This window comes from Enterococcus sp. AZ009 (assembly GCF_050548785.1).
In the GTDB taxonomy this organism is placed as follows: Bacteria; Bacillota; Bacilli; order Lactobacillales; family Enterococcaceae; genus Enterococcus_D; species Enterococcus_D entomosocium.
On the sequence record NZ_CP172960.1, the window covers coordinates 2,730,225 to 2,757,216 of the forward strand.

23 protein-coding genes, 1 tRNA gene and 1 other annotated feature are annotated in these 26,992 nt (G+C 43.7%); of the genes, 6 read left to right on the plus strand and 18 right to left on the minus strand.

Annotation, left to right across the window (positions count from 1 at the left end; translation table 11 throughout):
• Position 1 precedes the first annotated feature (1 nt).
• Both IGJ74_RS13040 and IGJ74_RS13045 read right to left on the minus strand, forming a co-directional pair.
• A complete protein-coding gene (locus tag IGJ74_RS13040; protein WP_008379138.1) occupies positions 2–895 on the minus strand; it encodes a carbohydrate ABC transporter permease in 894 nt (297 codons plus the stop codon).
• A gap of 84 nt (positions 896–979) precedes the next feature.
• Positions 980–2,350: an extracellular solute-binding protein gene (locus IGJ74_RS13045; RefSeq protein ID WP_218193352.1), complete on the minus strand. Its 1,371-nt coding sequence runs from the start codon at positions 2,348–2,350 to the stop codon at positions 980–982.
• Between the two features lie 220 nt (positions 2,351–2,570).
• On the opposite strand from IGJ74_RS13045, the gene IGJ74_RS13050 reads away from it, so the two are divergent.
• Positions 2,571–4,712: a helix-turn-helix transcriptional regulator gene (locus tag IGJ74_RS13050; RefSeq protein ID WP_074534941.1), complete on the plus strand. Its 2,142-nt coding sequence runs from the start codon at positions 2,571–2,573 to the stop codon at positions 4,710–4,712.
• 150 nt (positions 4,713–4,862) lie between these two features.
• Here the strand turns inward: IGJ74_RS13050 and IGJ74_RS13055 are convergent, their stop codons facing one another.
• From IGJ74_RS13055 to IGJ74_RS13075, 5 genes are read right to left on the minus strand one after another with little or no spacing between them, the layout of a single operon-like run.
• A complete protein-coding gene (locus IGJ74_RS13055; RefSeq protein WP_005234557.1) occupies positions 4,863–5,600 on the minus strand; it encodes an SIS domain-containing protein in 738 nt (245 codons plus the stop codon).
• Positions 5,601–6,851: a PTS ascorbate transporter subunit IIC gene (locus tag IGJ74_RS13060; RefSeq protein ID WP_218193353.1), complete on the minus strand. Its 1,251-nt coding sequence runs from the start codon at positions 6,849–6,851 to the stop codon at positions 5,601–5,603. It lies immediately after the preceding gene.
• Between the two features lie 2 nt (positions 6,852–6,853).
• A complete protein-coding gene (locus IGJ74_RS13065; RefSeq protein ID WP_005225413.1) occupies positions 6,854–7,135 on the minus strand; it encodes a PTS sugar transporter subunit IIB in 282 nt (93 codons plus the stop codon).
• A gap of 12 nt (positions 7,136–7,147) precedes the next feature.
• Positions 7,148–7,576: a PTS sugar transporter subunit IIA gene (locus IGJ74_RS13070; protein WP_005234553.1), complete on the minus strand. Its 429-nt coding sequence runs from the start codon at positions 7,574–7,576 to the stop codon at positions 7,148–7,150.
• On the minus strand, positions 7,573–9,213 hold the full coding sequence (locus tag IGJ74_RS13075) for a PRD domain-containing protein (RefSeq protein ID WP_218193354.1): 1,641 nt from the start codon (positions 9,211–9,213) through the stop codon (positions 7,573–7,575). The genes IGJ74_RS13070 and IGJ74_RS13075 overlap by 4 nt, the downstream gene beginning before the upstream one ends.
• A gap of 201 nt (positions 9,214–9,414) precedes the next feature.
• Here IGJ74_RS13075 and ypfJ point away from each other — a divergent pair, with 201 nt between their 5' ends.
• Positions 9,415–10,305, plus strand: coding sequence for a KPN_02809 family neutral zinc metallopeptidase (ypfJ, locus tag IGJ74_RS13080; protein WP_016613658.1), 891 nt, complete (start codon positions 9,415–9,417; stop codon positions 10,303–10,305).
• Positions 10,306–10,589: 284 nt separating this feature from the next.
• Here the strand turns inward: ypfJ and IGJ74_RS13085 are convergent, their stop codons facing one another.
• The 6 genes from IGJ74_RS13085 to IGJ74_RS13110 form a co-directional block, all read right to left on the minus strand.
• Complete coding sequence (locus IGJ74_RS13085; RefSeq protein WP_086297638.1) at positions 10,590–11,405, minus strand: ABC transporter permease subunit; 816 nt, start codon at positions 11,403–11,405, stop codon at positions 10,590–10,592.
• Entirely contained in the window at positions 11,402–12,286 is an 885-nt protein-coding gene (locus tag IGJ74_RS13090) for an ABC transporter ATP-binding protein (protein ID WP_016613660.1), read from the minus strand. The genes IGJ74_RS13085 and IGJ74_RS13090 overlap by 4 nt, the downstream gene beginning before the upstream one ends.
• A 445-nt stretch (positions 12,287–12,731) precedes the next feature.
• Entirely contained in the window at positions 12,732–13,562 is an 831-nt protein-coding gene (locus IGJ74_RS13095; protein WP_005234547.1) for an energy-coupling factor transporter transmembrane component T family protein, read from the minus strand.
• Complete coding sequence (locus IGJ74_RS13100; RefSeq protein ID WP_218193355.1) at positions 13,552–15,261, minus strand: ABC transporter ATP-binding protein; 1,710 nt, start codon at positions 15,259–15,261, stop codon at positions 13,552–13,554. The genes IGJ74_RS13095 and IGJ74_RS13100 overlap by 11 nt, the downstream gene beginning before the upstream one ends.
• Before the next feature lie 26 nt (positions 15,262–15,287).
• Positions 15,288–15,842, minus strand: coding sequence for an ECF-type riboflavin transporter substrate-binding protein (locus IGJ74_RS13105; RefSeq protein ID WP_008379155.1), 555 nt, complete (start codon positions 15,840–15,842; stop codon positions 15,288–15,290).
• Entirely contained in the window at positions 15,839–16,687 is an 849-nt protein-coding gene (locus IGJ74_RS13110) for an SAM hydrolase/SAM-dependent halogenase family protein (protein ID WP_218193356.1), read from the minus strand. Before IGJ74_RS13110 ends, IGJ74_RS13105 begins: the two co-directional genes overlap by 4 nt.
• Before the next feature lie 92 nt (positions 16,688–16,779).
• Positions 16,780–17,019: a binding site (T-box leader), on the minus strand.
• Between the two features lie 631 nt (positions 17,020–17,650).
• Here IGJ74_RS13110 and IGJ74_RS13115 point away from each other — a divergent pair.
• Positions 17,651–17,732: transfer RNA gene (locus IGJ74_RS13115), tRNA-Leu, on the plus strand.
• Positions 17,733–17,825: 93 nt separating this feature from the next.
• Here the strand turns inward: IGJ74_RS13115 and IGJ74_RS13120 are convergent.
• Positions 17,826–19,478 carry a peptide ABC transporter substrate-binding protein gene (locus IGJ74_RS13120; protein WP_218193357.1) on the minus strand — a complete coding sequence of 551 codons (1,653 nt, stop codon included), beginning with the start codon at positions 19,476–19,478 and terminating at the stop codon, positions 17,826–17,828.
• 562 nt (positions 19,479–20,040) lie between these two features.
• Between IGJ74_RS13120 and IGJ74_RS13125 the strand changes: the two genes are divergently transcribed.
• Positions 20,041–20,493: a DIP1984 family protein gene (locus IGJ74_RS13125; RefSeq protein WP_005234539.1), complete on the plus strand. Its 453-nt coding sequence runs from the start codon at positions 20,041–20,043 to the stop codon at positions 20,491–20,493.
• 234 nt (positions 20,494–20,727) lie between these two features.
• On the opposite strand, the gene IGJ74_RS13130 is transcribed toward IGJ74_RS13125, so the two are convergent.
• The 4 genes from IGJ74_RS13130 to IGJ74_RS13145 all read right to left on the minus strand — a co-directional run bounded on the left by IGJ74_RS13130 (position 20,728) and on the right by IGJ74_RS13145 (position 23,997).
• Positions 20,728–21,444 carry an NADPH-dependent F420 reductase gene (locus IGJ74_RS13130; RefSeq protein ID WP_086373197.1) on the minus strand — a complete coding sequence of 239 codons (717 nt, stop codon included), beginning with the start codon at positions 21,442–21,444 and terminating at the stop codon, positions 20,728–20,730.
• A complete protein-coding gene (locus IGJ74_RS13135; RefSeq protein WP_034878423.1) occupies positions 21,437–22,498 on the minus strand; it encodes an LLM class flavin-dependent oxidoreductase in 1,062 nt (353 codons plus the stop codon). The genes IGJ74_RS13130 and IGJ74_RS13135 overlap by 8 nt, the downstream gene beginning before the upstream one ends.
• Before the next feature lie 153 nt (positions 22,499–22,651).
• Entirely contained in the window at positions 22,652–23,014 is a 363-nt protein-coding gene (locus tag IGJ74_RS13140; protein WP_218193358.1) for a TIGR02328 family protein, read from the minus strand.
• Between the two features lie 14 nt (positions 23,015–23,028).
• Positions 23,029–23,997, minus strand: coding sequence for an NADP-dependent oxidoreductase (locus tag IGJ74_RS13145; RefSeq protein WP_218193359.1), 969 nt, complete (start codon positions 23,995–23,997; stop codon positions 23,029–23,031).
• A 267-nt stretch (positions 23,998–24,264) separates the two neighbouring features.
• Here IGJ74_RS13145 and IGJ74_RS13150 point away from each other — a divergent pair, with 267 nt between their 5' ends.
• Together IGJ74_RS13150 and IGJ74_RS13155 are read left to right on the plus strand one after the other, a co-directional pair.
• Positions 24,265–25,344, plus strand: coding sequence for an ABC transporter substrate-binding protein (locus tag IGJ74_RS13150; RefSeq protein ID WP_218193360.1), 1,080 nt, complete (start codon positions 24,265–24,267; stop codon positions 25,342–25,344).
• The gene (locus IGJ74_RS13155) at positions 25,345–26,949 is read left to right on the plus strand and encodes an amidohydrolase (protein WP_218193361.1); all 1,605 of its coding nucleotides are present in this window, start codon (positions 25,345–25,347) and stop codon (positions 26,947–26,949) included.
• Positions 26,950–26,992 lie beyond the last annotated feature (43 nt).

A 26,992-nucleotide genomic window follows, 5' to 3' on the forward strand; every position in this document is an offset into this window, starting at 1 on the left:
CCTACACTTTCACTTTCAGCATTTTCATATAAATCAAGCTTGCGGCAGCACCAATCAGTAGCAAGACCAGCGAAATCGCTGTTCCGTATCCTAGCTGATAGCTCACAAAAGCTTGTTTGTACATGAAGACCGGCAGGGTTGCAGTCTGATTGCCGGGACCACCACCAGTCATAGTATAAATCAACGTAAAGACACCCAATGTCTGCAAAGTGACGAGCATCAAATTCGTTGCAATGGTACCTTTGACCATCGGTATCGTAATTTTTCGAATCACTTGCCAGCGGCTGGCGCCATCCATAACTGCAGCTTCCTCTACTTCCTTAGGGATCTCATCTAAAGCGGATTGAAACACCATCATTGAAAAAGCGGTTCCTCGCCAAATATTGGCAACCACAACGCTTATCATAGGAAACGCAAACAGCCAAGCAACCGGCTCAAATCCCATCAGTCCCATCAACCAATTAGCTGTTCCGCTATCTCCTAAAAAAGCGACCCAGCAAAAGGAAACAACGACTTCCGGCGTAACCCATGCAGCAATGATGATCAGACCAACGACTCGCCGAAAGGCTCGATTTTTCTCCCGCATCATAAATGCAATCAAAAAACCTAAGAAACATTGACCGATCACTGCAGAAAAAATGACAAAAATCAAGGTTCGTACGACACTAGTTTGAAAAGCCGGATCATTGAACATGCGCACAAAATTTTCAAAGCCGATGAACCGCAATTGACTTGCTTCAGCACCGGTCAGAGCCAAGTTCGTGAAGGAAAAGATAAAAGTTAAGATAACTGGACCAACAAAAAATATCAGCAGCAAGAGCCAACTGGGAAATAAAAAGATCAACGCTTTTTTACTATTGGACATTTGCTGCTCTCGTTTTAGCGAATTTTCCATTCTTTTCTCCTTTCTTTTTTAAAGAGAAGAAACGTTAGCCTCCATTCGGATTGTTTGCTGCAATTCCTTCTCTTTATTAATGATTTAGTTAACGGCATCGTCTCCAACGATCCTTGTTACATTGGCGGCATAATCACTAGCTGCTTCTTCTGGTGTCTTGCTGCCAGTGGCAACTGCTTCAACCATTGTTTGAATCTCTACTGAAACATTAGGATATTTGTCATCTGCAGGACGGAAATGAGCGTATTGTAAGAAAGAGGTTGCTTGTTCAATAAAAGGCTGCTCCTTATATTCAGCTATTTCTGCTGAATCGTCTCGGACGGTTAAATTCCCTTCAGCGATTGCGCGTGCAGCTTGCTGTTCTTTTCCACCGAGTGCTTGAACCACTCGCCAAGACGCTTCTTTGTTTTGTGCTTTTTCAGGAATGGCCCATGTCCAGCCTCCTGACATGGTCGTAAATGGCGGTTCACCACCATTTTGTGTAGGCATGGCTGCAAAACCAAAGCGTTCTGTCATATTCTCAACAGGAGTTGCCCCATTTTCGGCCCAGTTACCGGCACTCCAAAATCCATCTAAAAGCATGCCGACTTCATCATTAGGAAATTTATCTTGGAACATCAAAGATCCATAATTACTGTTAATAGCGATGGATAAAGAAGGACCTAATTGTTTCTGGTTATACACTTCATCAATAAAAGCCAGAGAGTCAATAATCCCTTGTGTATTCACTTGCCATTTACGCGTTTCACTATCAAATAATGTATCTTGAGTACCATATAAGAGCATCTGGAAAGTCTGCATGGAAACCGACTCACCATTGGCTTTAGCCACACCTAATCCTAAGGGGATCACATTCTCATCGGAAGCTTTGATTGCTTCAGCTGCCTCAATAATCTCCCCCCAAGTTGTTGGCTGCCAGTCTTCAGGCAGACCGGCTTTCTTAAAGACATTTTTGTTGTACCAAATCCCGCGAGAATCAGAAGTTCCTGGAATGGCATACGTACTACCATCTTCAGCAATGACACCAGCTTTTAAGTTTTCTGTATATTTATCCCATTGATCCCAGTCAGCAACATATTCATCAAGATTGGTTAAGTAACCGGCATTTGCATCAGAATTCAACATAAAGGAATCTTCTGCCACTACATCGGGTGCTGTGCTCTCCGATTGCATAGAAAGAGCAACTTTTGAAAAATAGTCTCCCTCACTTGCGGTAATCGGAGAAAGTACGATTTTAATGTCCTCATTTTCTTTCTCAAATTGTGGAATAAATGTTTCTTCCAAATATTGGGTCATTTTATCGTTTTCACCGGTATTGCGCCAAGTAACCTTTATCTCGGTTTTCCCCTCTGCCCCGTCCCCATTTGACGAGCCGTCGCTGTTCCCACAAGCAGCTAAAACCATTGGTAGTGTCAGTAGAGACAGTAATGATACAGCTTTTCTTTTCATCGACATAATCGTTCCTCCTAAATTTTTTCATTTTCTATCGCTTAAAGTAAGCGCTTTAAATATAGCCTGTTTAGCCATTGTTGAATATCATTATTATTCGTTGAAATATACACTTTTTACTCTTAATATCAAGTTTTGTAGACAACTACAAATAATGATGATTTGACTCAAGCTAATTTATCTCTATAATCAATGTAAACGTTACCAAAAAAAGAAAGGAGCACTTATGAAATCAAAAACATATCGAAAAATATTCTTAACCTTTTTAACGGTAATCATTGCATATACTATTTTTATTATGGTGATTGTCATCAATAATGAAGTTAATCAGCGGAAAACTGAACAAACTACCCAAAGTATTATGACGCTAGAAAACAGTGCTTTTCGCATTGATCAGCAACTTCGATTTGCCCTCAATTCAATGAAATCTTTAGCAACAAAAGAAAGTATTATACTGTTTTCCCAAAGTACTGAATCTGATTATGCGCTGTTTTCAGCGATGTATGATGAAATTCGTGAAAACTATTTATTAATGAATCAGTTTGAATACTCTATCGGAATCTTGAATCCAGAAAATCATATCATCGTAAGTTCTGACGGCTATTTTGTTTACAATGATTTCTTTTCCTTCTTGAATATAGAAACAAAATCCGGGCTTCTTTCCGAAATGCTGGCAGATGCCAGCTTCAGTTCCTCCATCTTCGAAACCTTTGATCAACGGCTGATCATGCTTCATAAAGAGCAAGTAGGGAATCAGACCCTCTACTTCTTTGCCTACTGGAAAAAAAATGAACTACTGTCTCCAATGAATCAAGGACTACAAGTTATCGATCAACAATATCCTTCTAGTAAGACTAGTTCACCGATACTTACTGATTTTACACAAAATACCATTCAGCAAGAGATCCAATCAGATACTATCGTTTTTATAAAAAATTCAGAGGTGCTCCCTTTTGCCAATTATGAATTGACAACCGCGATTCAAAGCAGTTTTCCACTCTCTACAATTTCGTCCTTTCTCCTTCCATTAATGGTTTTGATCGTACTGGGTGCTTTGATCGTCATTTTCTTGAGTAAGCGGATGTACAAACCTTATCTAGAAATATTAGATGAAATCAAAAAGAGTAATGTTGATATTTTAACAGTTGATGATATCAACTTAGCTTTGCACCAGATAATCGAGTCGTCTAGTTCGATCAACCAGCTCCAATCCCCTGTCTCAGAAGAAGTAAAGGAACTATTCTTGAAGAATCTGCTTTACGGAAAATATACGTACAATATGAGCAAGAGTTTACTGCCCACTTTCCATCTTGAAGGCATAGAAAAACGTGGGAGTTTTGCTTTTCTGACCTTCTCAGGCGAGATGGCGGAAGAAGCCACTTTTAATGAAACAGAGATCATTCATGTGCGAAAACAGTTGATCAAGAAAAATCTTCATATCAAGTGTTATGATATCATCAGTTTTTCCGAAAAACACCTTGCCATTCTTTTTTATGATCAGGAATTTTCACAAATCATGAAAGAGATCGATCAATTGAAACTAACAATCGAAGACAGTTTGAACTTAAGAATGACTTACTTGCTATCAAAACCTTTTCATTCTCTTGAACATTTTATCGAAGTCTTTCATGAAACCTGTCAGTGGTCAGATGAATGCAATGGCGAAGATCAGTTCCATCAAATACCGGTTCCAACATCCAATGCTCTTCATAAAATCAATTATACCGTTGATGAGGAACAGTTATTGATCCAATATTTCAAAGTAGATGATTTTGTCCATGCCAGAGAATTATTGCAACAAATCGTGGAGATCAATATTTCCAGCAACCATTCCCTAGGCTTCCTTCAGGAATTTTCAACCGCTCTGATCTTAACAATAAAACGAATTGCTGTGATCAAAGAGATTTCCTATCCTGAATTCTACAATCAAAATAAGAAACAATTTCTTTATTTAAGAAAAGGGTTTTCAGATCCCGATGTGAAAAAAACGATTTTTTCCCTTTTTGACACGCTGATCACTCAGATCGAAACCATGGAAAAAAATAATGGATCCAAAATAGATGAAATCATTCAATATATTAATAGCAACTATTGCAGCGACCTCAGTTTAACAGATATTGCCCAGCAGTTTCATCTAAGTGAAGCCTATTTAAGCCGGTTGATTAAAGAACGACTGTCCATGTCCTTCAAACCATACGTCAATCAACTACGTGTCGAAAAAGCCAAACGTCTGATGAGCGAACAAGAAAGTTCAATCAATGAAATTGCTAGTAAAGTCGGCTTTAAAAATACCAATTCCTTTATTCGGGTATTCAAACAATTTGAAGGGTCGACACCTGGTACTTATCGTACCAATAAAATTCATTAAGCTCTAAAATTCTAATACAAAAAAAAACGATCTGAACGAGATTTGACCACTACATTTACGAATTGATTCCCCCAAGAAAATTCGTTCTATTAGTAGTTTTCAAATTTTTCGTTCTGATCGTTCTAATAAAAAGATAAGTTACTTATACAGTCACAGCTGATAATGGATCGCTTCTTGGTACTTTTCAAACAGGGACTGGTTCAATTCATCCCCGCCGTCTAGGTTCGCTGAGTAAAAAATCGGCGGATAGTCGACACCGGCTTCTTTTAGTTTTTGGCAAACTTCAACGATAATCGCATTTAAGATCGTTGCGCCGACTACGGTGGATGTAGGTCCGACTTTTTGTTCTACGTCTGGAATCGTACACGCAGCATCGCCAATCTCCCCATGATTGTCGATGACGATATCCGCCGTTTCAAACAAACGCAAGCCTGATGTATGACGGCTGCTGACTGTTTTCGAATAGGTAAGGTTCGTTAATGCGATGATCTTGACCCCTTTTTCTTTGGCATGAAGCGCCATATCGATGATAACTGGATTTCGCCCAGACACCGAATGCAAGATCAGCACATCGCCTGCTGTAAAGGGCTGGGTCGCCGCCAAGGCACTACCGTAGCCTTCTAAGCGCTCCATTTTACTAGTGAAGGTGATTGGGCTGCGATCAAGCATCAGTTCTCTTCCAAAGATCGCGTTGATCGTCATCATGCCGCCTGCTCGATAATACATCTCTTCGGCTAAGATCCCAGCGTGACTAGCGCCAAAAATGTAGATGGCTTTTTTGGTCAAGTTGGCTTGCGTCAGCAATTCAATGGCTTGCTCAATCGCTGGTGCTTCTTTTTCTTCTACAATAGACAATAGTTCTTTTGCTTTTTCAAAGTATTGAAACATTTAAAACCCTCCAAACAGCTTGCCGATCAATTCACCAAGGATGCCCCATAGAGATAAATCGTTCCCACCGAAAATCAAGATCCAGTTTTGAATCGTCGTTGAGAATAACGCTGCAGAGATCCCAACGAGTGCTACCATAACGACAGAAGCTGTGATCGTACCAATAATGGCCCCTCGCAAGCCCCCTTGTCCTTCACCGATCACCGCAGCACCGCCACATTCAAAGAAGCTGGTGATGACTAAAGGAACGATCAAAATGCCAAAGACGTTGGTGGTATTGGCAATCACCACTAAAATCGTTGAGGTGATCATCGCCACGATAAAGCCGATGATTACAGCATTTGGACGGTAGTTGAACAAGATTGGCACATCAAAAGCTGGTTTTGCTCCAGGAACGACTTTTTCTGCGATCCCTTGAAAGGCGGGAATGATTTGGTTGATCAATAGACGTACCCCATACAACATGATCAATAATCCTGCACCGAAGTTCAAGCCAGCATTAACCGCAAACATCACCAAGTTGCCCCCTTCAGGAACTAATACGGGCGCAATCAGACCGATAACGATATTCATCAAAAACATCACTAACGCGCCAGTAATCGATATTTCACGGAAAAACGATAGATTTTCTGGCACTTTCAAATCTTCCGTCGATTTTTCTTTGTTTCCGACCCGTTTTGCAACAAAGCCTGAAACCAATGACAAGATCCCCGTTGGATGACCGATCAAGAATGAATCATCGCCTGTGGCATCCCACACATATTTACGCATGATCCATGGCATGAAGGACCAGTAACAAGCAGATAGAACCGCCCCTAAGATCAACAGTGGGATTCCGGTAAGTCCGCCTTCAACGCCCCCAGCGACGATGACGAATGGGAACCACCACAACATGTGACCGGTGAGGAAAATCGTCTTCACAGGTGTAAAGCGAGCAATCAATAAATGAATGATCAGGCCGAAAAACATCGCTAAACCAACTGTTCCGCCGTATTCTGCCGTAAAGGTGATGTCAGAGAGTCCATCTGACACAGCAACGCCTAATTGGGTTTGAACCGCAGCATTGATCGGTGCGATCGTTCCCACCAACATGTTTACCCCAGCCGTCAATGCCACCATCCCGAAGGAAGCTGTTAAGGTTCCTTTGACGACTTCTGCGAAGGGCTTTCTTTGTACCAATAACCCAATCATGGCAATGATCCCCAGTAGGACTGGCGGATTTTTTAAAATATAATCCGTAACAAAATTCATGATTATCCCTCTCTTTCAGCTAAAAATTTTTCCATTTGCTGTTTGACTTCTTCTTTATCCATATACTTTTTGATTGGATAAACGGGTGCTTTCACGGATGCTTTTAACTCATTCAATAATTCATTACTCGTAAAATAAACATCTGCTGGTGTCGCTTTTGCCGTTGATAAATCAGTATTCTCGGCAGTTGCCGTCAACCCTAACTCTTTGATCACCTTATCGATCGTCATCTTCAATACCATTGAGCTTCCTACACCAAATCCACATACTGCTAAAATTTTCATATCCTTTTCCTCCTAATGGAATAATTGACAAATTTGTTCCCGATCGCCGTTTAATATCACGTTGTATTTTTCTTCATCCATAAAGATCGCCATGATCTCTTTCAAGCTTTCTAGATGGCTTTCACTATCTGCGGCGGCTAAGACAAGAAATATCCGCACCGGTTTGCCCTCAAGATCGATGGGCTGTTTCGTTACTAAAAGGCTCATACTTTGCTCCAAAACCCCTTCTCCAGGACGGGCATGCATCAGCGCAAAGTAATCCGCCAACACCATGTAAGGACCATTTTCTTCCACGCTTTGAATCATCGCTTCGATGTATTCTGACGTGATCAGCGCTTCATCGAGCAAGGGCTGACTGGCTAATTTTACGGCTGAGCGCCAATCTGCCACTGTCTCATCCGTCTGTATATGCTTCTCAGGCAAATAATCCTTCACTTTCATTCTGATTTAACCTCCAACATTTTTGATAGGAACCATTCTTTGTTTTCGATTCCTTGCATGATCAATTTCATCATTGGTTCCACCTTTTGCGTCTCATCCTCTCGGATCATCAATAAAATAATGATGTCCGCTTTTTGGTTGCCCCATTCTACTGGCTGATCCAAAAGCAGGATCGAGATCGCTGTTTTTTCGACATAATTCGGATTGCCATGAGGGATGGCAAAGCCATTATCTAAATAGGTTGATTGTAGCTGCTCTCTTTCAATGACGGATTGCCGAAACTGCGCTTTTCGTTTTTCATCACTAAAAGGGGTTTGTTCGATCAAAAAATTGATGGCTTCTGTTTTGCTGGCAAATCGCTCGAAAAAGACGGTTGGCTGGATCATCGATTGGGCTTGAAGAAGTAAACCATTTTGATCGACCACCGCCTCATTATCGATGACTAAATCGATGTAGTGATTCATGATCCGCTTCATGTCGCGATTGGTCACCATAGGCGAGATCCGCACCACAGGTTTTTGAATCCCTACGAGATCGATAGTTGAAATAATAAAATCGATCGCCGAAATGTCCATCTGCTTTAATTTTTCTACTGAAACGGTTTCGATACTGTCGATCTCTGGCAGAATGCGACGGATTTTCGCAGAGACAAATGAGCTAGTGCCGACGCCATTGGGGCAGACAAAAATGATTTTGTTCATGCGGCGCATTCGCTCGATTGCTGCTTGAAAATGGATCGTGACAAATCCGATCTCATCATCAGAGATCCCCACTTGATACGCTTTCAAGAAATCATGAAGCGAGAACCAGACCACGCCATACAAGGCAGGATAGTTTTGTTTGATTTCTTCTAACAAAGGGTTGATGACTGTGGTTTGCGCTTCGATCCGCAGCAGTAGTTGATACAGATGGATCGTCACATCTTCTTCCAAACGATTGTCTTGGGTCAAGTCGGTGCCTAAGCCTTCGCTGATCTTTTGAATCAAGTTACGCACTTTTCCCCGAAATACGAAAGGAACTTTTTCACTTTTCATAAAAAATTTCAAGCCGCTACCTACAATTAGGTAGGTTAGATATTGCACTTCTTTTGGTGAAAATTGATAAATGTGTTGTTCTTCGATTTCTTTCAGTAGCTCATAGACTAACGGATATTTGTCGAACTCCAAAAACAGCTTCCCCACTTGGCGGTTTTCTTCAATCACTAAGCTTTCCGCATGTCTCGCCCGCTCGATCAGCAGCACGATGGAAAGGACAATACTTTGGATATAGCTGTCGGGCATTTCCACTTGTTTTTCCATTAACGCTCGACGAAAGGCCTGATTTACTTCCTGGTATTTCGCAGGTTCCACCAACAAGGAAAACGCCGCTGGTTGATCCAGCATCATTAAGCAAAAGCGTTTGAGCACTCGATGGATCTGGGATTCACTTCCTTCAAAAAATGTACCTGAATTATCAAATCTCAGACGTAAGCTTTCTTTTTGAAACAGCTCTTTTAAATAAGAAATATCTTTTGCAATACTGCTGCGGGAAACGAAATAATCCTCTGCTAACTGCTGATAGCTGAGGTGCTCGCCAGCAATCAACCGTTTAAAAATCAAAATCCTTCGTTCCGATGTCCCCGAATAATTCATTTTCATACGCTCACCCTCTACATCTATTTTATTGCTACTGTACCAAATTAGAAGGCTAATTGTTAGATTAAAGAATGATTAAAAGGAGTGTACACTTTGATTTTTAAGGCTCCTGAAGGCATTTTATAACAATTTCAAGGCGCTTTTTTTCACAATCTGCCGCCTTTCTCTTATAATTAAGCTAGGATTTATATAGGAGGAGATAACATGAAATGGCGTGGGGGTAGACAAAGCAGCAATGTCGATGATCGAACGGGGCGATCATCTGGCTCAGGTGGGATGTTGGCTGCTGGTGGCGGGATCGGTACGGTGATCATCGCTGTTTTATTTTTCCTGTTTAGCGGTGGTGATTTAAATTCGCTGCCGGATGTCTTGGGTGGCAGCGGACAAGCAGCCAATTACCAGACAGAAAATGTGGGCACCAGTGAGTACACGGAAGAAAAAGAGTTTTCCGCAGTCGTGTTCGGCTATTTAGAAGATTACTGGCAAGACGTTTTTCAAGAGCGGCAAGAAACCTATCAAGACCCAACACTCGTATTATTTACGGGAAGTGTCCAGTCGGCATGCGGCTATGCCACGTCACAGGTTGGTCCGTTTTATTGCCCAGCAGATGAGAATGTGTACCTTGATCTGAGTTTTGCCAATGAGCTTTCTGATAAATATGGCGCAAGCGGCGACTTTGCAATGGCCTATGTCATCGCCCATGAAGTCGGTCATCATGTGCAAAATGAGCTGGGGATCACCCAACAATTGGAAAAAATCCGCCAGCAAGTTTCAGAGAAGGAGTACAACCAGTACAGCGTTCGCTTGGAGTTGCAAGCTGACTACTTAGCTGGTACCTTTGCGAAATATTTGCAAGGCGAAACCTATCAAGGACAGCCGATTTTAGAAGCTGGCGATATTCAAGAAGCGATCACGGCTGCCAATGCCATCGGGGATGATACGCTGCAAAAAGAATACCAAGGCTATGTTGTTCCAGATAGTTTTACGCACGGCACATCGCAGCAGCGCGTGGACTGGTTTAACCGTGGCTATCGTTATGGTGACTTAGCACATGGCGACACCTTTAATGTCGATAGCCTTGATTTGAGCAAGTAGCTTCAACTAAAAAAACACTCCGTAACAGCATGAACCGCCTGCTGCTTCGGAGTGTTTTTAGGTTCTGGGTGTCCCTTCAAGCCTTTTGGTGAAGGGACACTTTAGGCTTTCTTAACTTTCGCAACGATTTTTTCGCAAAAACGTGCCTGCTTCGTCATACTTTTTTCACATTTCGAGACTATTATATAAGCATACCAACAAACAACCCTAACACTTTTTCATTTTTACTCCTTTGCCTGTCAGTCCCCGCTGACAGGCTCTTTTTCGTCTTTTGATTGTAGTGCTCAGACCTGCAAGTCTTTGCGCTCGTAACGGTAAAAGGTGCCAAAGAAACACAATACACCGATCAGCAGTACCCATAGGATTGATGTGGCGCCGTTATCCATGAGTTGGACGGGTAATGCCATCCGCACAGGCGAAAGTCCTGCCAGCCATTCCAATTTATCGTAGAGTTCCCCCACGATGCCGAGCAAATACAGACCAAACACGCAGCCTAAGCCGACACTTGCGGTTTGTTTGCTGGAACGCAAGATCGTGGATAAAAAGAAACCTAGACAGAGGAAGAAGACTAAGACACCATACTCGGCAACGAATATTTTGCTGATTTCTTCTATAAAAGAGGACAGGTCGTCTCCTGGTAGTTTGAATAGAGCAAACGAGGCCAGACTACTGCCATAGGCAATCAGCCAAAAGCCAGTCAGCAGCAACAATCGGGCGAGGAACTTCCACCCAGCGATTTCTCTGCGGCTAATAGGCTGAGCATATAAATACTCGATCGTTCCTTCTGATTCTTCAGTGATCAGACTGTTCAAGCCTAAAAGCATCCCATAAATACACGCGGCGATAAATAAGTATTGAAAGTAGTACCCGAAAAAGCCTGTCGGTGAAACCAAGCTTGAGGGTCCTGTCAGTTGGATGTTAAAGATGCCTAGTAATTCTGGGCTGAAAGAGCCCAACATCTGGTCTAAGGACGTTTTCATTTCTGGCGTGATCATTTGAGGATAGATAGCCGTAAATGCAAAAATGATTGCTGCAAAAAGGATCGTCCAGACCAGCCAGCCTTTGAAGGTATTTTTAAGGTCGATTTTCATTAAAGTCATTTTTGAGAACCTCCTTCATAGAGCAGCATAAATTGCTGTTCAAGGGTTGGGTGTTCGATCGTGAACTCTTTAATGGCAGGATTGGTTAAAAAATGTGCCAGCTGATTCATGTCCCCTTGATAGAAAAAACGCAAGCTGTGTGATTCCTGAGCAAGAACTTGCACGTTTTCCAAGCCGGCTAATGAGAGACTCCCCTCATTCGTGAGCGTTACAACTTTGCCGAAATTTTCTTCCTCACTCAGTTCTTTCACGGTGATGATCTGTCCTTCACGAATAAAGGCGGTCCGATGGGCATAGGTCTGAATTTCATGCAAATCATGGCTAGATAGAAAAATCGTCATCCCCTGTTTGTTTCTTCTAAGGAGCTCTTCAAACAGCCGTTTTTGAATCAAGGGATCTAAGCCATTGGTCGGTTCATCTAAAATCAACATTCTCGGTTGTGCAATCAAGGCGCTCGCAAGCCCGACTTTTTTCTTGTTGCCCAAAGAAAGTTCTGCGATCGATTTGTTTGGATCAATTTGAAAAAGCTCCATCAAATTCTGAATCTCTTTTTTTGGCTGCTTGACTTGATGAAAATCTGCCGTAAATGCCAGCAATTCTGCTGTCGTCATTTTTGAATAAAACCGTACATCACTGGAAACATATCCAGTAAACGTCTTGATTTCTTTGGCTGCTTGTTGGCAATCTCGTCCAAAAATCGCCGCATGCCCTGCATCCGGTTTAATAAAATTCAACAATACTTTGATGGTCGTTGATTTTCCCGCACCATTTGGTCCGATAAAGCCAAAAATCTCTCCTTCTGCCACTTGCAATGATACATTCTCGATGGCGTACTTCTTGTTGTATTGTTTGCTTAATCCGTTGATCGTAATGGCATCCATCCTGTCCCCTCCTTGTACTGCTTTGATGCCATCAGTGTAGCCTTATTTCGTGTTTCCGTCAATCAAAGACCTAAAAGGGTTCCGCTGGAATGTTTTACGAAAATCATCAAAAGATTGACACACTTCTATTACTTTCTCTTCCGATATTTTTCACATTTTCCCGCTATTATCAATACATACCAACAAACAACCCTAACACTTTTTCATTTTTACTCCTATCCCGCCAGTCCCCGCTGGCGGGCTCCTTTTTTTTATCGGCAAAAAAACGCAGACCTAGCAGCAACTGGCTTTAGCAAATGTAGCACTCGCTAAAGTCAATTGACTGACTGTCCTGCGTTTTTTGTCTCGATCATTTATGGGACCGGATGAATCAGAGTTGATTCATCCGTCCCACTTTCATTATTGACAATGAGTCCGTTTTTTTAAGTTTTCATGTGTTGATTTGTTAACGAAACGGATTGTAGAAGCGTCCGCCATTAAGGACCATCAAGAACAATCCAAGCGCCACGATCAAACAAACGACAGCAATCGCCAAGAGATCTTTGCCTTGGATCGGCTTAGCTTTCAGCCAGGTACGCTGCTTATGCTTGCCAAACCTTCTTAGCTCCATGGCAGCAGAAATATGGTCGATCCGTTCCAAGCTGGAAAAAATCAAAGGAATCGCGATCGCGACATTGCCTGCCACTCGTTTGCGCAAAGGTGCTTTTTTAGAAAGCTCCACGCCCCGTGCTTGCTGCGCTTTGGCAATGGTTCGAAAATCCTCTTGAATATCAGGGATGTAACGCAAAGCCAGTGCGACTGCATAGGCGATCTTGTAGGAAATCCCGATGCGGTTGATACTGGACGCCAACTCGCTTGGATTAGTGGTAAACAGGAAAATCAACCCTGGTGGAATCGTGACAAAATATTTGATCAACAGATTCAACTCATAAAACACTTGCTCTTGGGTCAATGTATACCGACCGATCCCTTCGAAAATCACGTGGCGCGTCCCGTAGATCTCCACCCCGTATTCTGGAGCGAAAAGATAGACCGCCACCAAATTCAAAATCGAAAAGAAGATGATAAATTTTAATACAAAAGCGATATCTCGGTAGCGAATTCCAGCACTGGCAAATAGAAAGACCGAAAACAATGCCAGTCCAATAAGAAAACGCGTATCATAAGAGATCATCCCGATAACGGATAGCAGCAAAAAACAAATCAGTTTTGCGGCACCGCTTAATTGGTGGATCCACGTTTTGCGGTCAAGATAGCCGATTAGATTACTCTCCATCGTGTCCCTCCTTCTCGCTGGCAATGAAGGCGGCAGTAAAAGCGGCGGTATCTGTCAACTGGTTAAGGGTCGCCAGTATATACAAGCTAGTTTCTTTAAGGTTCGCGGCACTCACCACTTGTTTGTCTGCTAAAACAACTTCTGGCGGTGCGTCCAGCAAAATCGTTCCTTGCGTCAAAACGATCGTCCGCTGTGTATACTCCAACATCAGGTGCATATCGTGGGTGATCATAACAATCGTTAATCCCCGCAGGTTCAACTCCTGTAAAAATTGCATCATTTCGGTGTAATGGCGATAGTCTTGTCCCGCTGTCGGCTCATCCAATAAAATGAGTTCAGGATCTAAGACGAGGATCGCTGCAATGGCGGCTCGGCGTTTTTGCCCATGACTTAGTGCCGACAATGGCCATGAGCGAAACGGATAAAGACCACAAATTTTCAAGGTCTGATGAACTTTTTCTGTGATTTCAGCCTCTGGGACATTTCGGTTGCGCAAGCCTAAGGCAACTTCGTCAAACAGGAAGTTTTTTGACAGCATTTGATTGCTGTTTTGCAAAACATACCCGATTTTTTGCGCTCGTTCTTTGATGGAATCATTGCCCATGTCTGTTCCTTGCCAAAGCAACTTGCCAGAAGTCGGTGTCAAAAAGCCGGTAATCAAATGGGACAAGGTCGATTTTCCTGCGCCATTATGCCCAACCAAACTAATCATTTCTCCTTGATGGATGGTAAAATCCAGTGCCTGCAAGATTGGTTTGCCCACTTGGTAAGAAAACGATAAATTCTTCGCTTCCAACAACGGCGGCTGTTGGCTAGGAAGTGCCGATTTCGGATATTCCTTTTGAAACCTAGTCAGTTTTTCGGCAATCTCAGGTGATGCAAATGCTTCTACCGCGACCAAATCAGCAGCATCGGTCACAGGAACCCCCGCTTTTTTTAAGGCGGCTAAATACAGTGGTTCACGAATGCCGACTTGCTGCAGCATGTCCGTTTTTAATAGTTCATTCGGTGTACTGTCGGCAATGATGCGGCCTTCTTCCATCACGATGATGCGATCGACAGCGGCGGCTAACACTTCTTCTAAGCGATGTTCGATGATGATGGTGGTAAAACGCTTCTCTTGATACAGCTGGTCGATCATTTTGATGGCTTCCACACCTGTTTGCGGATCTAAGTTGGCTAGCGGCTCATCAAACAGTAGAATCGGTGTTTCATCGATCAAAACACCTGCCATTGAAACACGCTGCTTTTGGCCACCCGATAATTCCTGCGGTTTTTTTGCCAAATGATCCATTAAGTCGGTCTTTTCTGCCCAAACGCGCAGCGCCTCCTGCATCACAGCTTGACTACGCTGATCGTTTTCCAAGGAAAACACGATATCTTCTGCTACGGTCAAGCCTACAAATTGGCTATCGGTGTCTTGCAGCACCGTGCCGACGGTCAAAGACAGCTCGTAGATGGAAGCTTGCCCAAAGGCATTGGTACCGATCGTCAATGCTCCGGTACTACTACCTTCGTCATTTTGCGGGATCAAACCGTTCAAACATTTTCCTAATGTACTTTTGCCAGAACCGCTAGCACCGACGATCAGGACTTTTTCTCCTTCATAGATCGTTAGATCGATGTTTTTCAAGGTCGGTTCCGCTTGTGCATCATATTGGAAAGAAAAATTCGTAAATTGAATGATTTTTTGTTTCATTTTTTAGCCTTCACACATTTCTTTGTTTAGGATTCCTTGCTCAAGCTGCCTTTTTTGGTTTTGGTTTGGGCATAGGCTTTTAGCAGGATCACTCCGATTATCCCAGTTACGACTGTGTTGGTCAATCCCGCAATGACTCCTTGCGCAAAGACTTTGTTCGCTGGTTCGCCATAGATCAAAATATCACCGATTGGGGCAATGATCACCCAGACGACCAAATTTGCGATCGATTCACCAATCAAGAAGGTCCGAATTTCTTTAGCGCCAAAGGTTCCTTGCTGGATTGGAATCCAACGAGTCAAAAGTCCGAAGAACACCCCTAAGATCCCAGAGGCGGCGATCCAAGACCACCACGGACCATAAGTCGTCAAATCTCCTAGGGCATGGCCGATAAAGCCCGCTAAACCAGCAACGATTGGACCGTAGACAACGCCTAATAATGCCAAGAAAGGATAGGCTGTGGCGATATCTGTATTTGGAAAACCAGTCGGAATCGTGACGAAACGTTTTAAGACGAAAAAGACGGCAGCACCGATTCCGATAGCAACAATGTGTTTTACTGTAAATTTTGATTGATTCATTTTTCATTTCTCCTTTTTTTGAGGGTAATTTTCCAATTCGTGCCAGTCCCGATTTTATAGGTTTCAGCAAATGAAGCCAAGTTGAGCCCTAAACCAATATTCAATAGGGAATTGACATATAAGACAGGTTCATTTTCCGACACTTGCGCAAAAGAGCGTCCGAAACGCACTTCTTCTTGATAACGCAGCGTATCTTGGTAATAAATACTGACGAGCAGCGGCTCATTGTACTGTACCTGCCATTGCTTAAAGAACGTATGGGGAATATTCGTCCACAACGAACCAAAACGAATATCAAGAATATCGATCGTGCCAGTGATCGTTTCTGCTGTTTGGCTTGGCTTTTCAATGGCAAAGACTTGGATCGCTTCTTTAGGTTCGGGTGTTCCTAGCTCATCAAAGCTGATGGCGCCACTGGCGAGACGCGCGGCGTTATACATATAAACATCCCGACCATGAAATGTATGGCTTTCGGCTGATCCTGCCAACCGCTCAGTTGCCTCATTGATCACCCGTAGTTCAGTGATTCCGATATAAGTCGCTAAATAGGTCAGTGTGCCATTATCTGGTGTCAAAACCAACTGTCCGGTCGCCAACTTGGCAACCACACTTCGTCGATCAGACCCTACGCCAGGATCGACCACTGAAACAAAGACCGTTCCTGCCGGCCAATAGGTGACGCTTTGCAGCAGACGATAGCTGGCATCATGAATGTTGTATGGCTCGATCTCATGAGTCAAATCAGCAATGACCAGCTCTGGTGTCACTTGATAAGCTACCCCGTACATCGCATTAACCGCTCCATCTTGCAAACCAAAATCGGTTTGAACCACTAATTTGTGCATTTTTCTCTCCTCCCAACAACCTTTCTCCTTTTTAACAAAACCTGCGCTTGAAACAGCTGACCGTGCAGACACAAAAAAAGCCCTTAGCCAAAGCTAAGGGCATCACCTGCGGTACCACCTTAATCTGCAAAACCTTCACAGGCTTCACCTCATTCAGTACCCGAAAACACTCGGAGACTGTCGCTTGTTAACGGGGCAACCGTATTTTCCTAATTAGTCAGAAAATCCGCTCCAAAGTCATTTTCAAATCATTCGTTGTCGTTCCTTCCCACCTACCGGAACTCTCTGCTAGACAACTTCCTTGATTCTACTTTCTTTTTCATCGCGTTTGCATTTTGTTTCATTTAAATTATCAAAGCTTGTGCCTTTTGTCAATTCTCTTTTAAGAAAAAATTCAAACAGAAGGCATAATTTGTCAAAAGATTCACGCAATTCCTAAATTTCGCTCGAAAATTCTTCATATTTTCTCGGTATGATACTTGTATACCAACAAACAACCCTAACACTTTTTCATTTTTACTCCTTCCCGCCAGTCCCCGCTGGCGGGCTCCTTTTTGTCTTCTGACTGTTTTACATGGTTTCACTTTTTCTTGGCGATTTCTTCTCAGAATTCTGTTTGATTCGTCAACTTTTTTTCACATTTTCACGCTATTATAAATGCATACCAACAAACAACCCTAACACTTTTTCATTTTTACTCCTATCCCGTCAGTCCCCGCTGGCGGGCTCCTTTTTGTCTTCTGATTGTTTTATCTAGTTTCACTTTTTCTTGGCGATTTCTTCTCAGAATTCTGTTTGATTCGTCAATTTTTTTTCACATTTTCACGCTATTATAAATGCATACCAACAAACAACCCTAACACTTTTTCATTTTTACTCCTATCCCGCCAGTCCCCGCTGGCGGGCTCCTTTTTGTGAGAATGGACTTGCATTTCTTCCTAGAAAGGATTATCTTTATCTTATGCGGAAGTGGCGGAATGGCAGACGCGCACGCTTCAGGCGCGTGTGAGTTTATCTCGTGTGGGTTCAACTCCCATCTTCCGCATTTAGCAGTTCAGCTTTCTGAACTGCTTTTTTTGTTGCAAAAAGCGCATGTTCATCGAATAAACATGCGCTCTTCATTCAGCTATTTTTCTCCTTATTCACTGACATAGGCGGTGCGGAAAAAGAAATGCGCGCCATAGGCTGGGAATTGGATGTCTTTTACATTTGATTTGATCAGATAATTTGAAGCACCCTGGTATAGAGGGACTTGCGCAGCATCTTGTTCCAACAAAATTTCTTCTGCCGCTTTGTAATCTTCAAAATATTGATCGGGGTCATTGGCATGAACGGTGCGAGCATCTTCCGTCAATGCCGTATATTCTTCGTTGACATAGCCGCCGTAGTTAAAGGAAGCGCCATTTTTGTATAAGATAAAGAACATATCCATGTCACTACTTCCAGCGATCCAGCCAGAAACGGAAAGCTCGTAATCACTATTTGCTCTTGATTGATTCAAGCTGGCACGTGGCTGTTTGTTGATGGAGATCGACAAGCCTGGCAAGTTTTCTTGCAGTTGGCTTTGCAAGTACTCCCCGATTTTTTGACCATTGTCATCATCTGTCACTAATAAACGCAACGTCGTACTTTCGCCAATTTCCGCTTGGGCTTTTTCCCACTCTTCCTTGGCCGCCTCTAAATCATACAAGTTGTAATCACCGCTATATGCTCGAAAATCTTCGCCAGTATTTGGATTCGTAGCTAAGCCGGTGGGGACCAGCCCGTTTAAAACTTTCGCTCCATCGTTCAACACATTATCCACGAGACTTTCTTTGTCGATCGCCAACGCGATCGCTTTACGCACATGAACATTTGCCAAGGCATCGTTGGCCGTTTTGTTAAAGTCTAAGAAAAAGTTCGCAACATCATTTTGCGTAACTAGCTCTTCATTGTCTCCATATTGTTGAACGTAGATCCCACTGATTTTTTGCAGATCCAGGTCGCCGCTTTCAAACAATTGGATCCCAGTATTTTCTTCTTTGATGGTGGAGCCTTTGATCTCCTCCAATTGAACGACATCAGCATCATAGTATTGGTCATTTTTCACCAATGTCCACTCATCCCCAGTCTGTTGCCAATCGGTCAAGGTAAAGGGACCAGAATACAGCAAATCTTCACTTGTACGAGCATAGGTATCACCTTTTTCTTCAACAAAGGCTTGGTTTTGCGGTGCCAACCAGCCGATGGAAATCAAGGATAAAAAGGATGGCTGTGGCTGCTCCAACTGCACGATAAAGGTCGCGTCATCTGGGGTCTCCAGACCAATCGTTTCTATATCAGCATTGCCTTCACGAATGTCTTTACTATTAACTACATTATCTAACAAATAGGCGTTAGGTCCCATCGTTGCTGGATCGACTAACTTTTTCCACGCATAAGCAAAGTCAGCTGAAGTGATCGCTTCGCCATTGCTCCACTTCGCATCCTCTCGCAAGGTAAAGGTATAGGTTTTGCCATCTTCACTGATTTCGACTCCTTCTGCCAAGCCCGGAACTGGTTCACTGTTTTCATCGAAACGGTAAAGCCCTTCGAATAAATGTTGAACGATGGTAAATGTTGCTTTATCCGTCGTTTGAGTCGTATCGAGAGTCGTCAGCTCAGCCGGTAGACTCACCGCAATCGCTTGATTCGGCGCTCCGTTAGTTTCAGCCTCTGATCCCTCGGTATTTCCTGTTGTCGTGCAGCCGGAAAGGGTCAACCCAATCACTCCTGCTGCAACCAATAAACGCTTCTTCCAGATCATTTCCATTCTTCCTCCTATGTGATTGCGCAACCAACGCAAGTGTTTTTCATGACGGCAAAAAACGCATTCATCGATAAAAAGAAAAAACCTCATCCCTTTGCTTATCAATTTTGACAAACAAAGGGACGAGATTTTCGTGTTACCACCCTTTTTCGCACCATTCTCACAAATGGCACCTCAACAGTACGCTAAGATACTTGGCACGATAACGGCTGCTTTCCGTCTGATTTGCGTGAACAAATCAGATCACTCAGAGCTCATCTTCACTTTTTTTCTGCTGCCCTTTCTCACCATCCGGGTTCTCTTCTAACAGATTCCAAAGCTACTCTTCTCTTCATCGTCTTTCTTTTTATCTAAAAAACAGGTAAATGACGTTTTTTTGTCTATTTCATGATTGTTATAAAGTATACTATTGGTGTTTTTGGAAGTCAACAAGAATTGCGAATATTCAGTTTTTTATGATTTTTCTGGCAGACCTTTTTTTGCATCTTGCTTGCCTTTCATCACGTTCTTCTCTAGGATAAGAACTAGATAAGCTGTTCTCATTTGTAAAAAGGAGTGTGCCAAAATGAAATTAGCAGAAGCGTTACTTTTAAGACGGGATTTGAACAATCGTCTGTTTCAATTACGTAACGAGATCTCTAGCAGTGTGTTAGTCCAAGAAGGCGATACCTTGGATCGTAGTATCACAGAATTGTTCAAGGAATACGATGAGATCAATCAACAATATTCAGAATTAGTCGTTGCCATCAATCGGAAAAATGCGACTGCCTCTTTAGCAGATAGTGCGTTATTGCTGATGGAAGCACTAGAACAGCGAGAACAGCTGCGCCGCAAGCATGCACTGCTAACGCAAGCACTGGATGAAACCAAAGCAGCTCCCCGAATAGGTCGCAACGAAATTCGACTGGTGCGTACGATCGATACAAAAACGCTAACGGAGCAATTGAATGCGACCGCCAAGCAGCTGCGAGAATTAGATGGAAAGATCCAACAAACCAACTGGCTGGTCGATCTTTAATCAATATGGGTGGGTGTCAAAGGCGAGCACAAAGCAGGTACAGGCTGATATGTACACTATGGAACGTCTGGCAGAGACGTAAACGTAACAACCACTGCTTACGAATCACAATCGTAGCAATCACATTGTATTTTTTAGCGACCACGTGCTGATTTGACTGGATGGGAAAACCCTCTTCTTTTTTGAGAAGAGGGTTGTTTTTATCGTATCCAGTCGTACATGGAGGCGGCTCTTTTACTGCGAAGCCTGCTGCTTGTTACTCACAGCGGAAGGACGCGCCAGAAACGCTTGCCCTTTCTCACTGCTCCAAAACTCCTTCATCAATGCCGTCAATCCCTCTTTGTTTTGATTGGCTCCGAAGAAAGGGCTGCCGGGTTCTAACATGATGCCATTAGCTAAAGCACCGATAGGAAAGGGATCAAAACCGAAAGCGGCAACGATTTCGTCTGTCTGATCGAGGGCGGTTTGGTCATCACCAGCAATGGCGATGGCTTTTTTGGTAGTTCCTTGAGCAGCCGTTCTCGTCAGCAAGGATTCCTCTTGGATGTCGTGGTACCCCATATGATTGAATCCTTTGACTACTTTACTTTGGGAAAAATAGCGTTGCACACGTTCCGAAGAAGTCTGCTCGATGGATGAGTATTCTGTTTCTTTGCCATCGACTTCCCACCAATAATTCATGGCATCGATCACTAGCTTGCCAGCCAATGCTTCTGCCGGCAGCTGTTGGTACTTACTCAATGGGATTGCCAAAATGATCGTTTGAGCTTCCGCCATCACTTCAGCGGCATTTTTTGCGATCGCTCCCGGAGCCAACACAGAAACGGACAAGGCGATTTTTTCTGCTGGCTTCGTACTGGCGATCAAGACCCGATAGCCCGCCTGGGCACCAAGATTTGCGAGCGCTAAGCCTAACTTGCCTGCGCCTAAAATACCGATGGTTTTAGGCATTGCCATCACCTGCTGCCAACAATTCTTTCACCCGTGGAATCACTTTGGTTCCATACAATTCAATCGTTTTGAAACGGTCTTTTTGCAGCTGGCCGCCAGTACCGTATACCAGATCAAAGCGTTGTACTCCGACTTGCGGCATCATACGAGCGATTTTTTGCGCCACGGTTTCTGGACTGCCTACATAATAAGACCCATGTTCGACTTCAAAGTCAAAGCGCTCTTTGCTCATGGCTGGCCAGCCGCGATCAAGACCGATTTTGTCCATGCTCTTTTTGATGTAGTTCCAGCCGATTTCATAGGCTTCTTCATCGGTGTCGGCGATCACACCATGGGAGTGCATGCCGATTGGTAAAATCGGTTGCCCTAGTTGCTGCGCTGCCTTTTTATATAGGTCAACATAGGGCGCAAAACGAGCGGGTTCGCCACCGATGATCGCTAACATAACAGGAAACCCATAACGGACGGCACGAATGATCGATTCAGGGGTTCCACCGACACCCACATAGGTATCTAGTTGATGCCCCTCAATTTTTGGAAAAACGTCGGCATTTTTTAAGGATTGCGTAAACTTGCCTTCCCAAGTTAATGGTTTGCCTTTTCTCAATTCACTGAACATTGCTGTTTTTTCTTCAAATAGTTCTTCATAATCTTGCAAGTCATAGCCGAATAGAGGGAATGATTCAGTAAAAGATCCTCGTCCCAGCATGATTTGTGCGCGACCGTTCGACAACGCATCAACGGTCGCGAACCGTTCGTAGACCCGCACAGGATCATCCGAACTCAAGACGGTTACACCGGTACCTAATTTGATGGTTTTGGTAACCATTGCTAAAGCCGCTAGTACCGTATCAGGACTTGAGATCGAATATTCTTCCCGATGGTGCTCCCCTAAGGCAATGACATCGATGCCGACTTCATCGGCTAATTTTCCTTCTGCTACGATATTGCGCAACGATTCGCTGTAACTGATTCGTTCTTTCGTTGTATCATCAAAGGCTAGATCGCCAAAAGTATCTAACCCAAATTCAAGATTTCTGTGATTGATGGTCATTTTCTTTTCCTCATTTCTCATTACTGATTCTCTGTTCTCACTATAACAAGGAACAAAAAAAGTTGCGAACAATATGCTTACTTTTTGTAAGTTAACGATTTTAAAGCGAAAAAAACACTTTCCCGAACAAAAATTCAGGAAAGTGTTTGGTCTTTAAAGATAGATCCCCTTACGATGGAGATTCACTAAGCATTCTTCCAAGTATGCTTCATCATGTTCTGGATAGATCGGCGTAGTCAAAGGGACGGCTTGAACGGATGATTCCAGCGGCAGATTTTTGCCACGATACGCCGGATCGTACCATTCAGGTGCTGGCCGATAGCCTCGACGGGTCATTTCATCCAGCACTAACTGATGGTATTGAAACAATTTATAGGGTGGATGAGTAAAAACGTAATCGACGGTTGCGTGCTTCTTGCCCCAGCCTAACCCCCGTAAGGCTGCTGTTTCACGATGCTGGCCTAACAGCTGCTGCCGAGGCAAAGCAGGTATCAGTGCTTCATGCCATAAGCGCATCGGTTCAGCCTCCTTTATTCTGCGTCTTGGCTGATGAAATTGTCTTGATTTTCAATAACGATCTTGCCGACCGCATGATGTGTCTCACTCAATGCGTGGGCATCGTAAATTCCTTGTGCCGTCAATGGGAAGGTTGCACCGATGACACTGTTGACTTTTTCTGCTTCGATCAGCTCTGTCAATTCTGCCAATTGTTTACCGTTGGTTCGTAACCAAACCGCTTTGGCGAAGATGTCTTTTTCTTTTGCCAAGTCTTCGTCTTCAATACTCAAAATCGAGATCAGACGGCCCTTAGGTTTTAAGACAGTGAAACTTTTCTTCTGGGTGTCGCCCCCCATCGTATCAAAGACCAAATCGATGTCTTGCAAGACTTCTTCAAAATCTGTCGTGTGGTAATCGATGATCTCATCGGCACCAAGTTTTTGCAATAACTCATGGTTACGTGGACTAGCCGTCGTGATGACGTAAGCGCCAACTGCTTTGGCCAGTTGGATCGCATAGGTACCAACTCCGCCTGCTCCGGCATGGATCAAGACTTTTTCCCCTTCTTTTAAACGACCGTGTTCAAACAACGCTTGGTAAGCAGTCAAACCAGCTAATGGCACTGCAGCTGCTTCTGCGTAGTTTTGGTTTTCTGGTTTAATCGCTGCTAACTCAGCATCCACGATGGCATAATCAGCATACGTCCCAAAACGAGTCGTTTCAGGGCGGGCATAGATCGCATCACCAACTTTGAAATCTGTCACGTCAGCACCTATTTCTACGATATCCCCTGCGACATCCCAGCCTAAAATAATTGGGAAGTCCCACGGAAACATTTGTTTCAAATAGCCTTCTCTTAATTTCCAATCGATCGGGTTGATGGACGTTGCGGCAACTTTGACTAATAATTGATTTGCTTTTAATTCTGGTAATTGGACCGTTGCTTCTTTTAATTGGTCTTTTCCACCATAGGCTTCAATAACGACAGCACGTGTTTCCATTGATGCTTCACTCCTTACATTCATTCTTCATCAAAGAGAGGTTCCTGTTTTTCCATCCCTTGATTTCTCACTTCCCTAGCTTAGGCAAAAGGAGGGAATTTGACAAATGATATGTTTGGAAACTGCCGCAGCCACCTGGCCATTCCTCCTGCTAAGCCTTGAAAGAAACGGGTTTATTTTTTCTTCATTTTTTTATTGCCTTTTCTTTAAAAATCAATTACGCTACTCAAGAAATACGAAATTGTAAAGAAAGAAGGAATTGATGAATTGAAAAGGTTATGGGTATTTTTTGGCGGTGTGATCGGCATCACCGCATTGCTGTTTTTCGGTGCTTCGGTGTTAACGAAAGAATCGGGGGCAGCAACGTCGTCCGACAAAAATACAGTGATTATTTACAATTGGGGCGAATATATTGACCCCGAATTGATCAAAACATTCGAAACTGAGACTGGTTACTCAGTGATTTATAATACATTTGACTCCAACGAAGCGATGGAAACAAAAATCAAACAAGGCGGCTCACGCTATGATTTGGTTTTCCCTAGCGAATCGATCATTCCGAAAATGATCGAAGAAGGACTGTTAGTGCCTTTAGATCATCAGAAATTGACGGGAACGGAAGATCTGTCGCCTTTTTTGATGGATCAAGCCTTTGATCCAAACAATACCTATTCGATCCCCTATTTTTGGGGCACGATCGGGATCATGGCAAATACTGAAGAAGTCGATGTTTCTTCGATCCATGGCTGGGGGGATTTATGGAACCCTGCATTTAAAAATGATTTATTGATGGTGGATGGTGCTCGCGAAACCTTAGGAATCGCGTTACAGACGCTCGGTCTTTCCCAAAATGAAAAAGACCTGACCAAAGTCGCCAAAGCCTTGAAGAAGCTGGAAAGTATCCGCCCCAACGTCAAAGCAGTTTTGACCGACGAGATCAAAACCTTGATGATCAATAATGATGCCCCTTTAGGAATCGGGTATTCGGGCGATGCCGCTTATGTGATGGCGGAAAATCCTGCCGTCACCTATATCGTTCCCAATGATGGCGGTGCGATTTGGACAGACAATTTTGCGATCCCGAAAACCGTTGGCAATCTTGAGGGAGCCTACGCCTTCATCAATTTTATGCTCCGCCCAGAAAATGCCGCACAAAATGCCGAATACGTGGGCTATGCCACGCCGAGTGAAACGGCCAAAGCCATGCTGCCGGCTGAACTGACTGCTGACAAAGCTTTCTACCCTGAGCCAAGTGCGATGGAACAAATGGAACATTATGAATACTTAGGAAAAGAAGCGGTTGAGCTTTACAACGACCTTTTCCTTGAATGGAAGTTGGGATTATAATTGTCACTATTACTAAAATCTGAACACATCTTTGATACCAAAACGAAAACGACTTTTGCGGGCTTTCTCCTGATAGAAGACCAGAAAATCACGGCTGTGGGTCCTCTTTCAGCGCTGCCAACACTTGCTGAAGACACCCAGGTCATTGATCTCAAAGAACAAATGATCATCCCGGGCTTTATTGATGCTCATGTTCATTTTTATCTTTCCGCATTACTCCATCAAGGGGCACTGACCCATCTTACGGGAGTGACAGAAGAAGCCGTTGCCCAGCAAGTGCCCGCGCTGCCCATCACACATGGATGGAAAATCGGCATCGGCTGGTTCAGCAGTGATTTCGGTCAGCAAGTCTACCCAACGAAAGATTCGATCGACAACTATTGTGCCGACACGCCTGTCATGCTGATTTCCGGTGATGCCCACAGCATTTGGTTGAATAGCCAAGGGATCGCTGCTTTAGGGATCACACCTGAGAACTTGCCAACGGGGATCAGCGGGGAGGCATTGCTTGACGAAAACAGCGGACAATTAAGCGGCTGCTTTTTAGAAGCGATCGCCATTCATTATTTAGCAAAGGTCTTACAGTCGTTCCAAGCGCAAAGCCCTGCTGCTTTTCTGACCTATATGAAACAGCTCAATCAATACGGCATCACGACGATCGGCGATGTTGCCTTGACAGGAGAAAGCTGGGACGATCTAGTCTATCCCACTCTTTATCGACAAACGGAAGCAGAAGCGACCTTGCGCGCTGTCTTTTATCCAGCCATGCGAGAAGACATCACACAACTAACAGAAACTTACCGTACGTATCGCTCCGAAAAAGTACAAATGGGCGGCGTCAAACAATTTTTTGACGGCGTGACGAGTACGCACACCGCTTTTTTAAAAGCGGAATATGAAACACCGTATTTTGCTGGTGATGTCGGGATGCCGTTGATCGATGTTCAACGGATGCGCCGCTTTATATTACAAGCTAACCAGCAAGACTGGCCGATGCGCATCCATACCATCGGTGATGAAGCGATTCGACAGGCACTCCTCTTTTATCAAGAAAGTGCTGCTGCTCACCCGCTTTCTAAAGGAAAAGCCAATACCTTGGAACACTTGGAAGTGATGGATGCCGCCGATTTGCCACTAGTTCGCCAAGAACAACTGGTACTCTCCGTACAGCCTAGCCATTTATTAGTCGGTTATGAGACCCTCGATGAAGAAGTAGGACCTCAGCGTGCCAGTCAAATGTTTCCTTTTCAATCCTTTCTAGAGCAAGGTGCCACCTTGGCTTTTGGGACTGATACGCCGGTCGTGATCGACGTGCCCCCTTTAGACTCGCTGTATTATGCGGTTGCTCGGCAAGAAAAAAATGGCCAGCCAGCAGGCGGATTGATGCCACAGGAAAAAATCACCATCGCCGATGCCCTCTATGCCCACACCGCAGGCGCCGCCAAAGCCTTGAGTCGGCAAGATATCGGTCAATTAGAAGTTGGCTGTTTAGCCGATCTTTGTATTTTGTCACAAAACATCTTGCCTTTAACTGCCGAAGAATTGCTTCAAACGACCGTTGAAGCCACCGTATTTGATGGACGATTTGTTTATCGGGGCAACTAACATGAACCCCTGATATGGACCACGCGTGTTTTACGCGTGGTTT

Excerpts from the sequence above, each read along its gene's own strand:
- IGJ74_RS13060 (WP_218193353.1), bottom strand. The coding sequence starts at position 6,851 with ATGAATTTTGTTACGGATTATATTTTAAAAAATCCGCCAGTCCTACTG.
- IGJ74_RS13050 (WP_074534941.1), top strand. The coding sequence starts at position 2,571 with ATGAAATCAAAAACATATCGAAAAATATTCTTAACCTTTTTAACGGTA.
- IGJ74_RS13085 (WP_086297638.1), bottom strand. The coding sequence starts at position 11,405 with ATGACTTTAATGAAAATCGACCTTAAAAATACCTTCAAAGGCTGGCTG.
- IGJ74_RS13130 (WP_086373197.1), bottom strand. The coding sequence starts at position 21,444 with ATGCCTAAAACCATCGGTATTTTAGGCGCAGGCAAGTTAGGCTTAGCG.
- IGJ74_RS13075 (WP_218193354.1), bottom strand. The coding sequence starts at position 9,213 with ATGAAAATGAATTATTCGGGGACATCGGAACGAAGGATTTTGATTTTT.
- IGJ74_RS13105 (WP_008379155.1), bottom strand. The coding sequence starts at position 15,842 with ATGAATCAATCAAAATTTACAGTAAAACACATTGTTGCTATCGGAATC.
- IGJ74_RS13090 (WP_016613660.1), bottom strand. The coding sequence starts at position 12,286 with ATGGATGCCATTACGATCAACGGATTAAGCAAACAATACAACAAGAAG.
- IGJ74_RS13040 (WP_008379138.1), bottom strand. The coding sequence starts at position 895 with ATGGAAAATTCGCTAAAACGAGAGCAGCAAATGTCCAATAGTAAAAAA.
- IGJ74_RS13065 (WP_005225413.1), bottom strand. The coding sequence starts at position 7,135 with ATGAAAATTTTAGCAGTATGTGGATTTGGTGTAGGAAGCTCAATGGTA.
- IGJ74_RS13070 (WP_005234553.1), bottom strand. The coding sequence starts at position 7,576 with ATGAAAGTGAAGGATTATTTGCCTGAGAAGCATATACAGACGGATGAG.
- IGJ74_RS13120 (WP_218193357.1), bottom strand. The coding sequence starts at position 19,478 with ATGGAAATGATCTGGAAGAAGCGTTTATTGGTTGCAGCAGGAGTGATT.
- IGJ74_RS13145 (WP_218193359.1), bottom strand. The coding sequence starts at position 23,997 with ATGGAAACACGTGCTGTCGTTATTGAAGCCTATGGTGGAAAAGACCAA.
- ypfJ (WP_016613658.1), top strand. The coding sequence starts at position 9,415 with ATGAAATGGCGTGGGGGTAGACAAAGCAGCAATGTCGATGATCGAACG.
- IGJ74_RS13100 (WP_218193355.1), bottom strand. The coding sequence starts at position 15,261 with ATGAAACAAAAAATCATTCAATTTACGAATTTTTCTTTCCAATATGAT.
- IGJ74_RS13125 (WP_005234539.1), top strand. The coding sequence starts at position 20,041 with ATGAAATTAGCAGAAGCGTTACTTTTAAGACGGGATTTGAACAATCGT.
- IGJ74_RS13095 (WP_005234547.1), bottom strand. The coding sequence starts at position 13,562 with ATGGAGAGTAATCTAATCGGCTATCTTGACCGCAAAACGTGGATCCAC.
- IGJ74_RS13045 (WP_218193352.1), bottom strand. The coding sequence starts at position 2,350 with ATGTCGATGAAAAGAAAAGCTGTATCATTACTGTCTCTACTGACACTA.
- IGJ74_RS13135 (WP_034878423.1), bottom strand. The coding sequence starts at position 22,498 with ATGACCATCAATCACAGAAATCTTGAATTTGGGTTAGATACTTTTGGC.
- IGJ74_RS13055 (WP_005234557.1), bottom strand. The coding sequence starts at position 5,600 with ATGTTTCAATACTTTGAAAAAGCAAAAGAACTATTGTCTATTGTAGAA.
- IGJ74_RS13140 (WP_218193358.1), bottom strand. The coding sequence starts at position 23,014 with ATGCGCTTATGGCATGAAGCACTGATACCTGCTTTGCCTCGGCAGCAG.
- IGJ74_RS13110 (WP_218193356.1), bottom strand. The coding sequence starts at position 16,687 with ATGCACAAATTAGTGGTTCAAACCGATTTTGGTTTGCAAGATGGAGCG.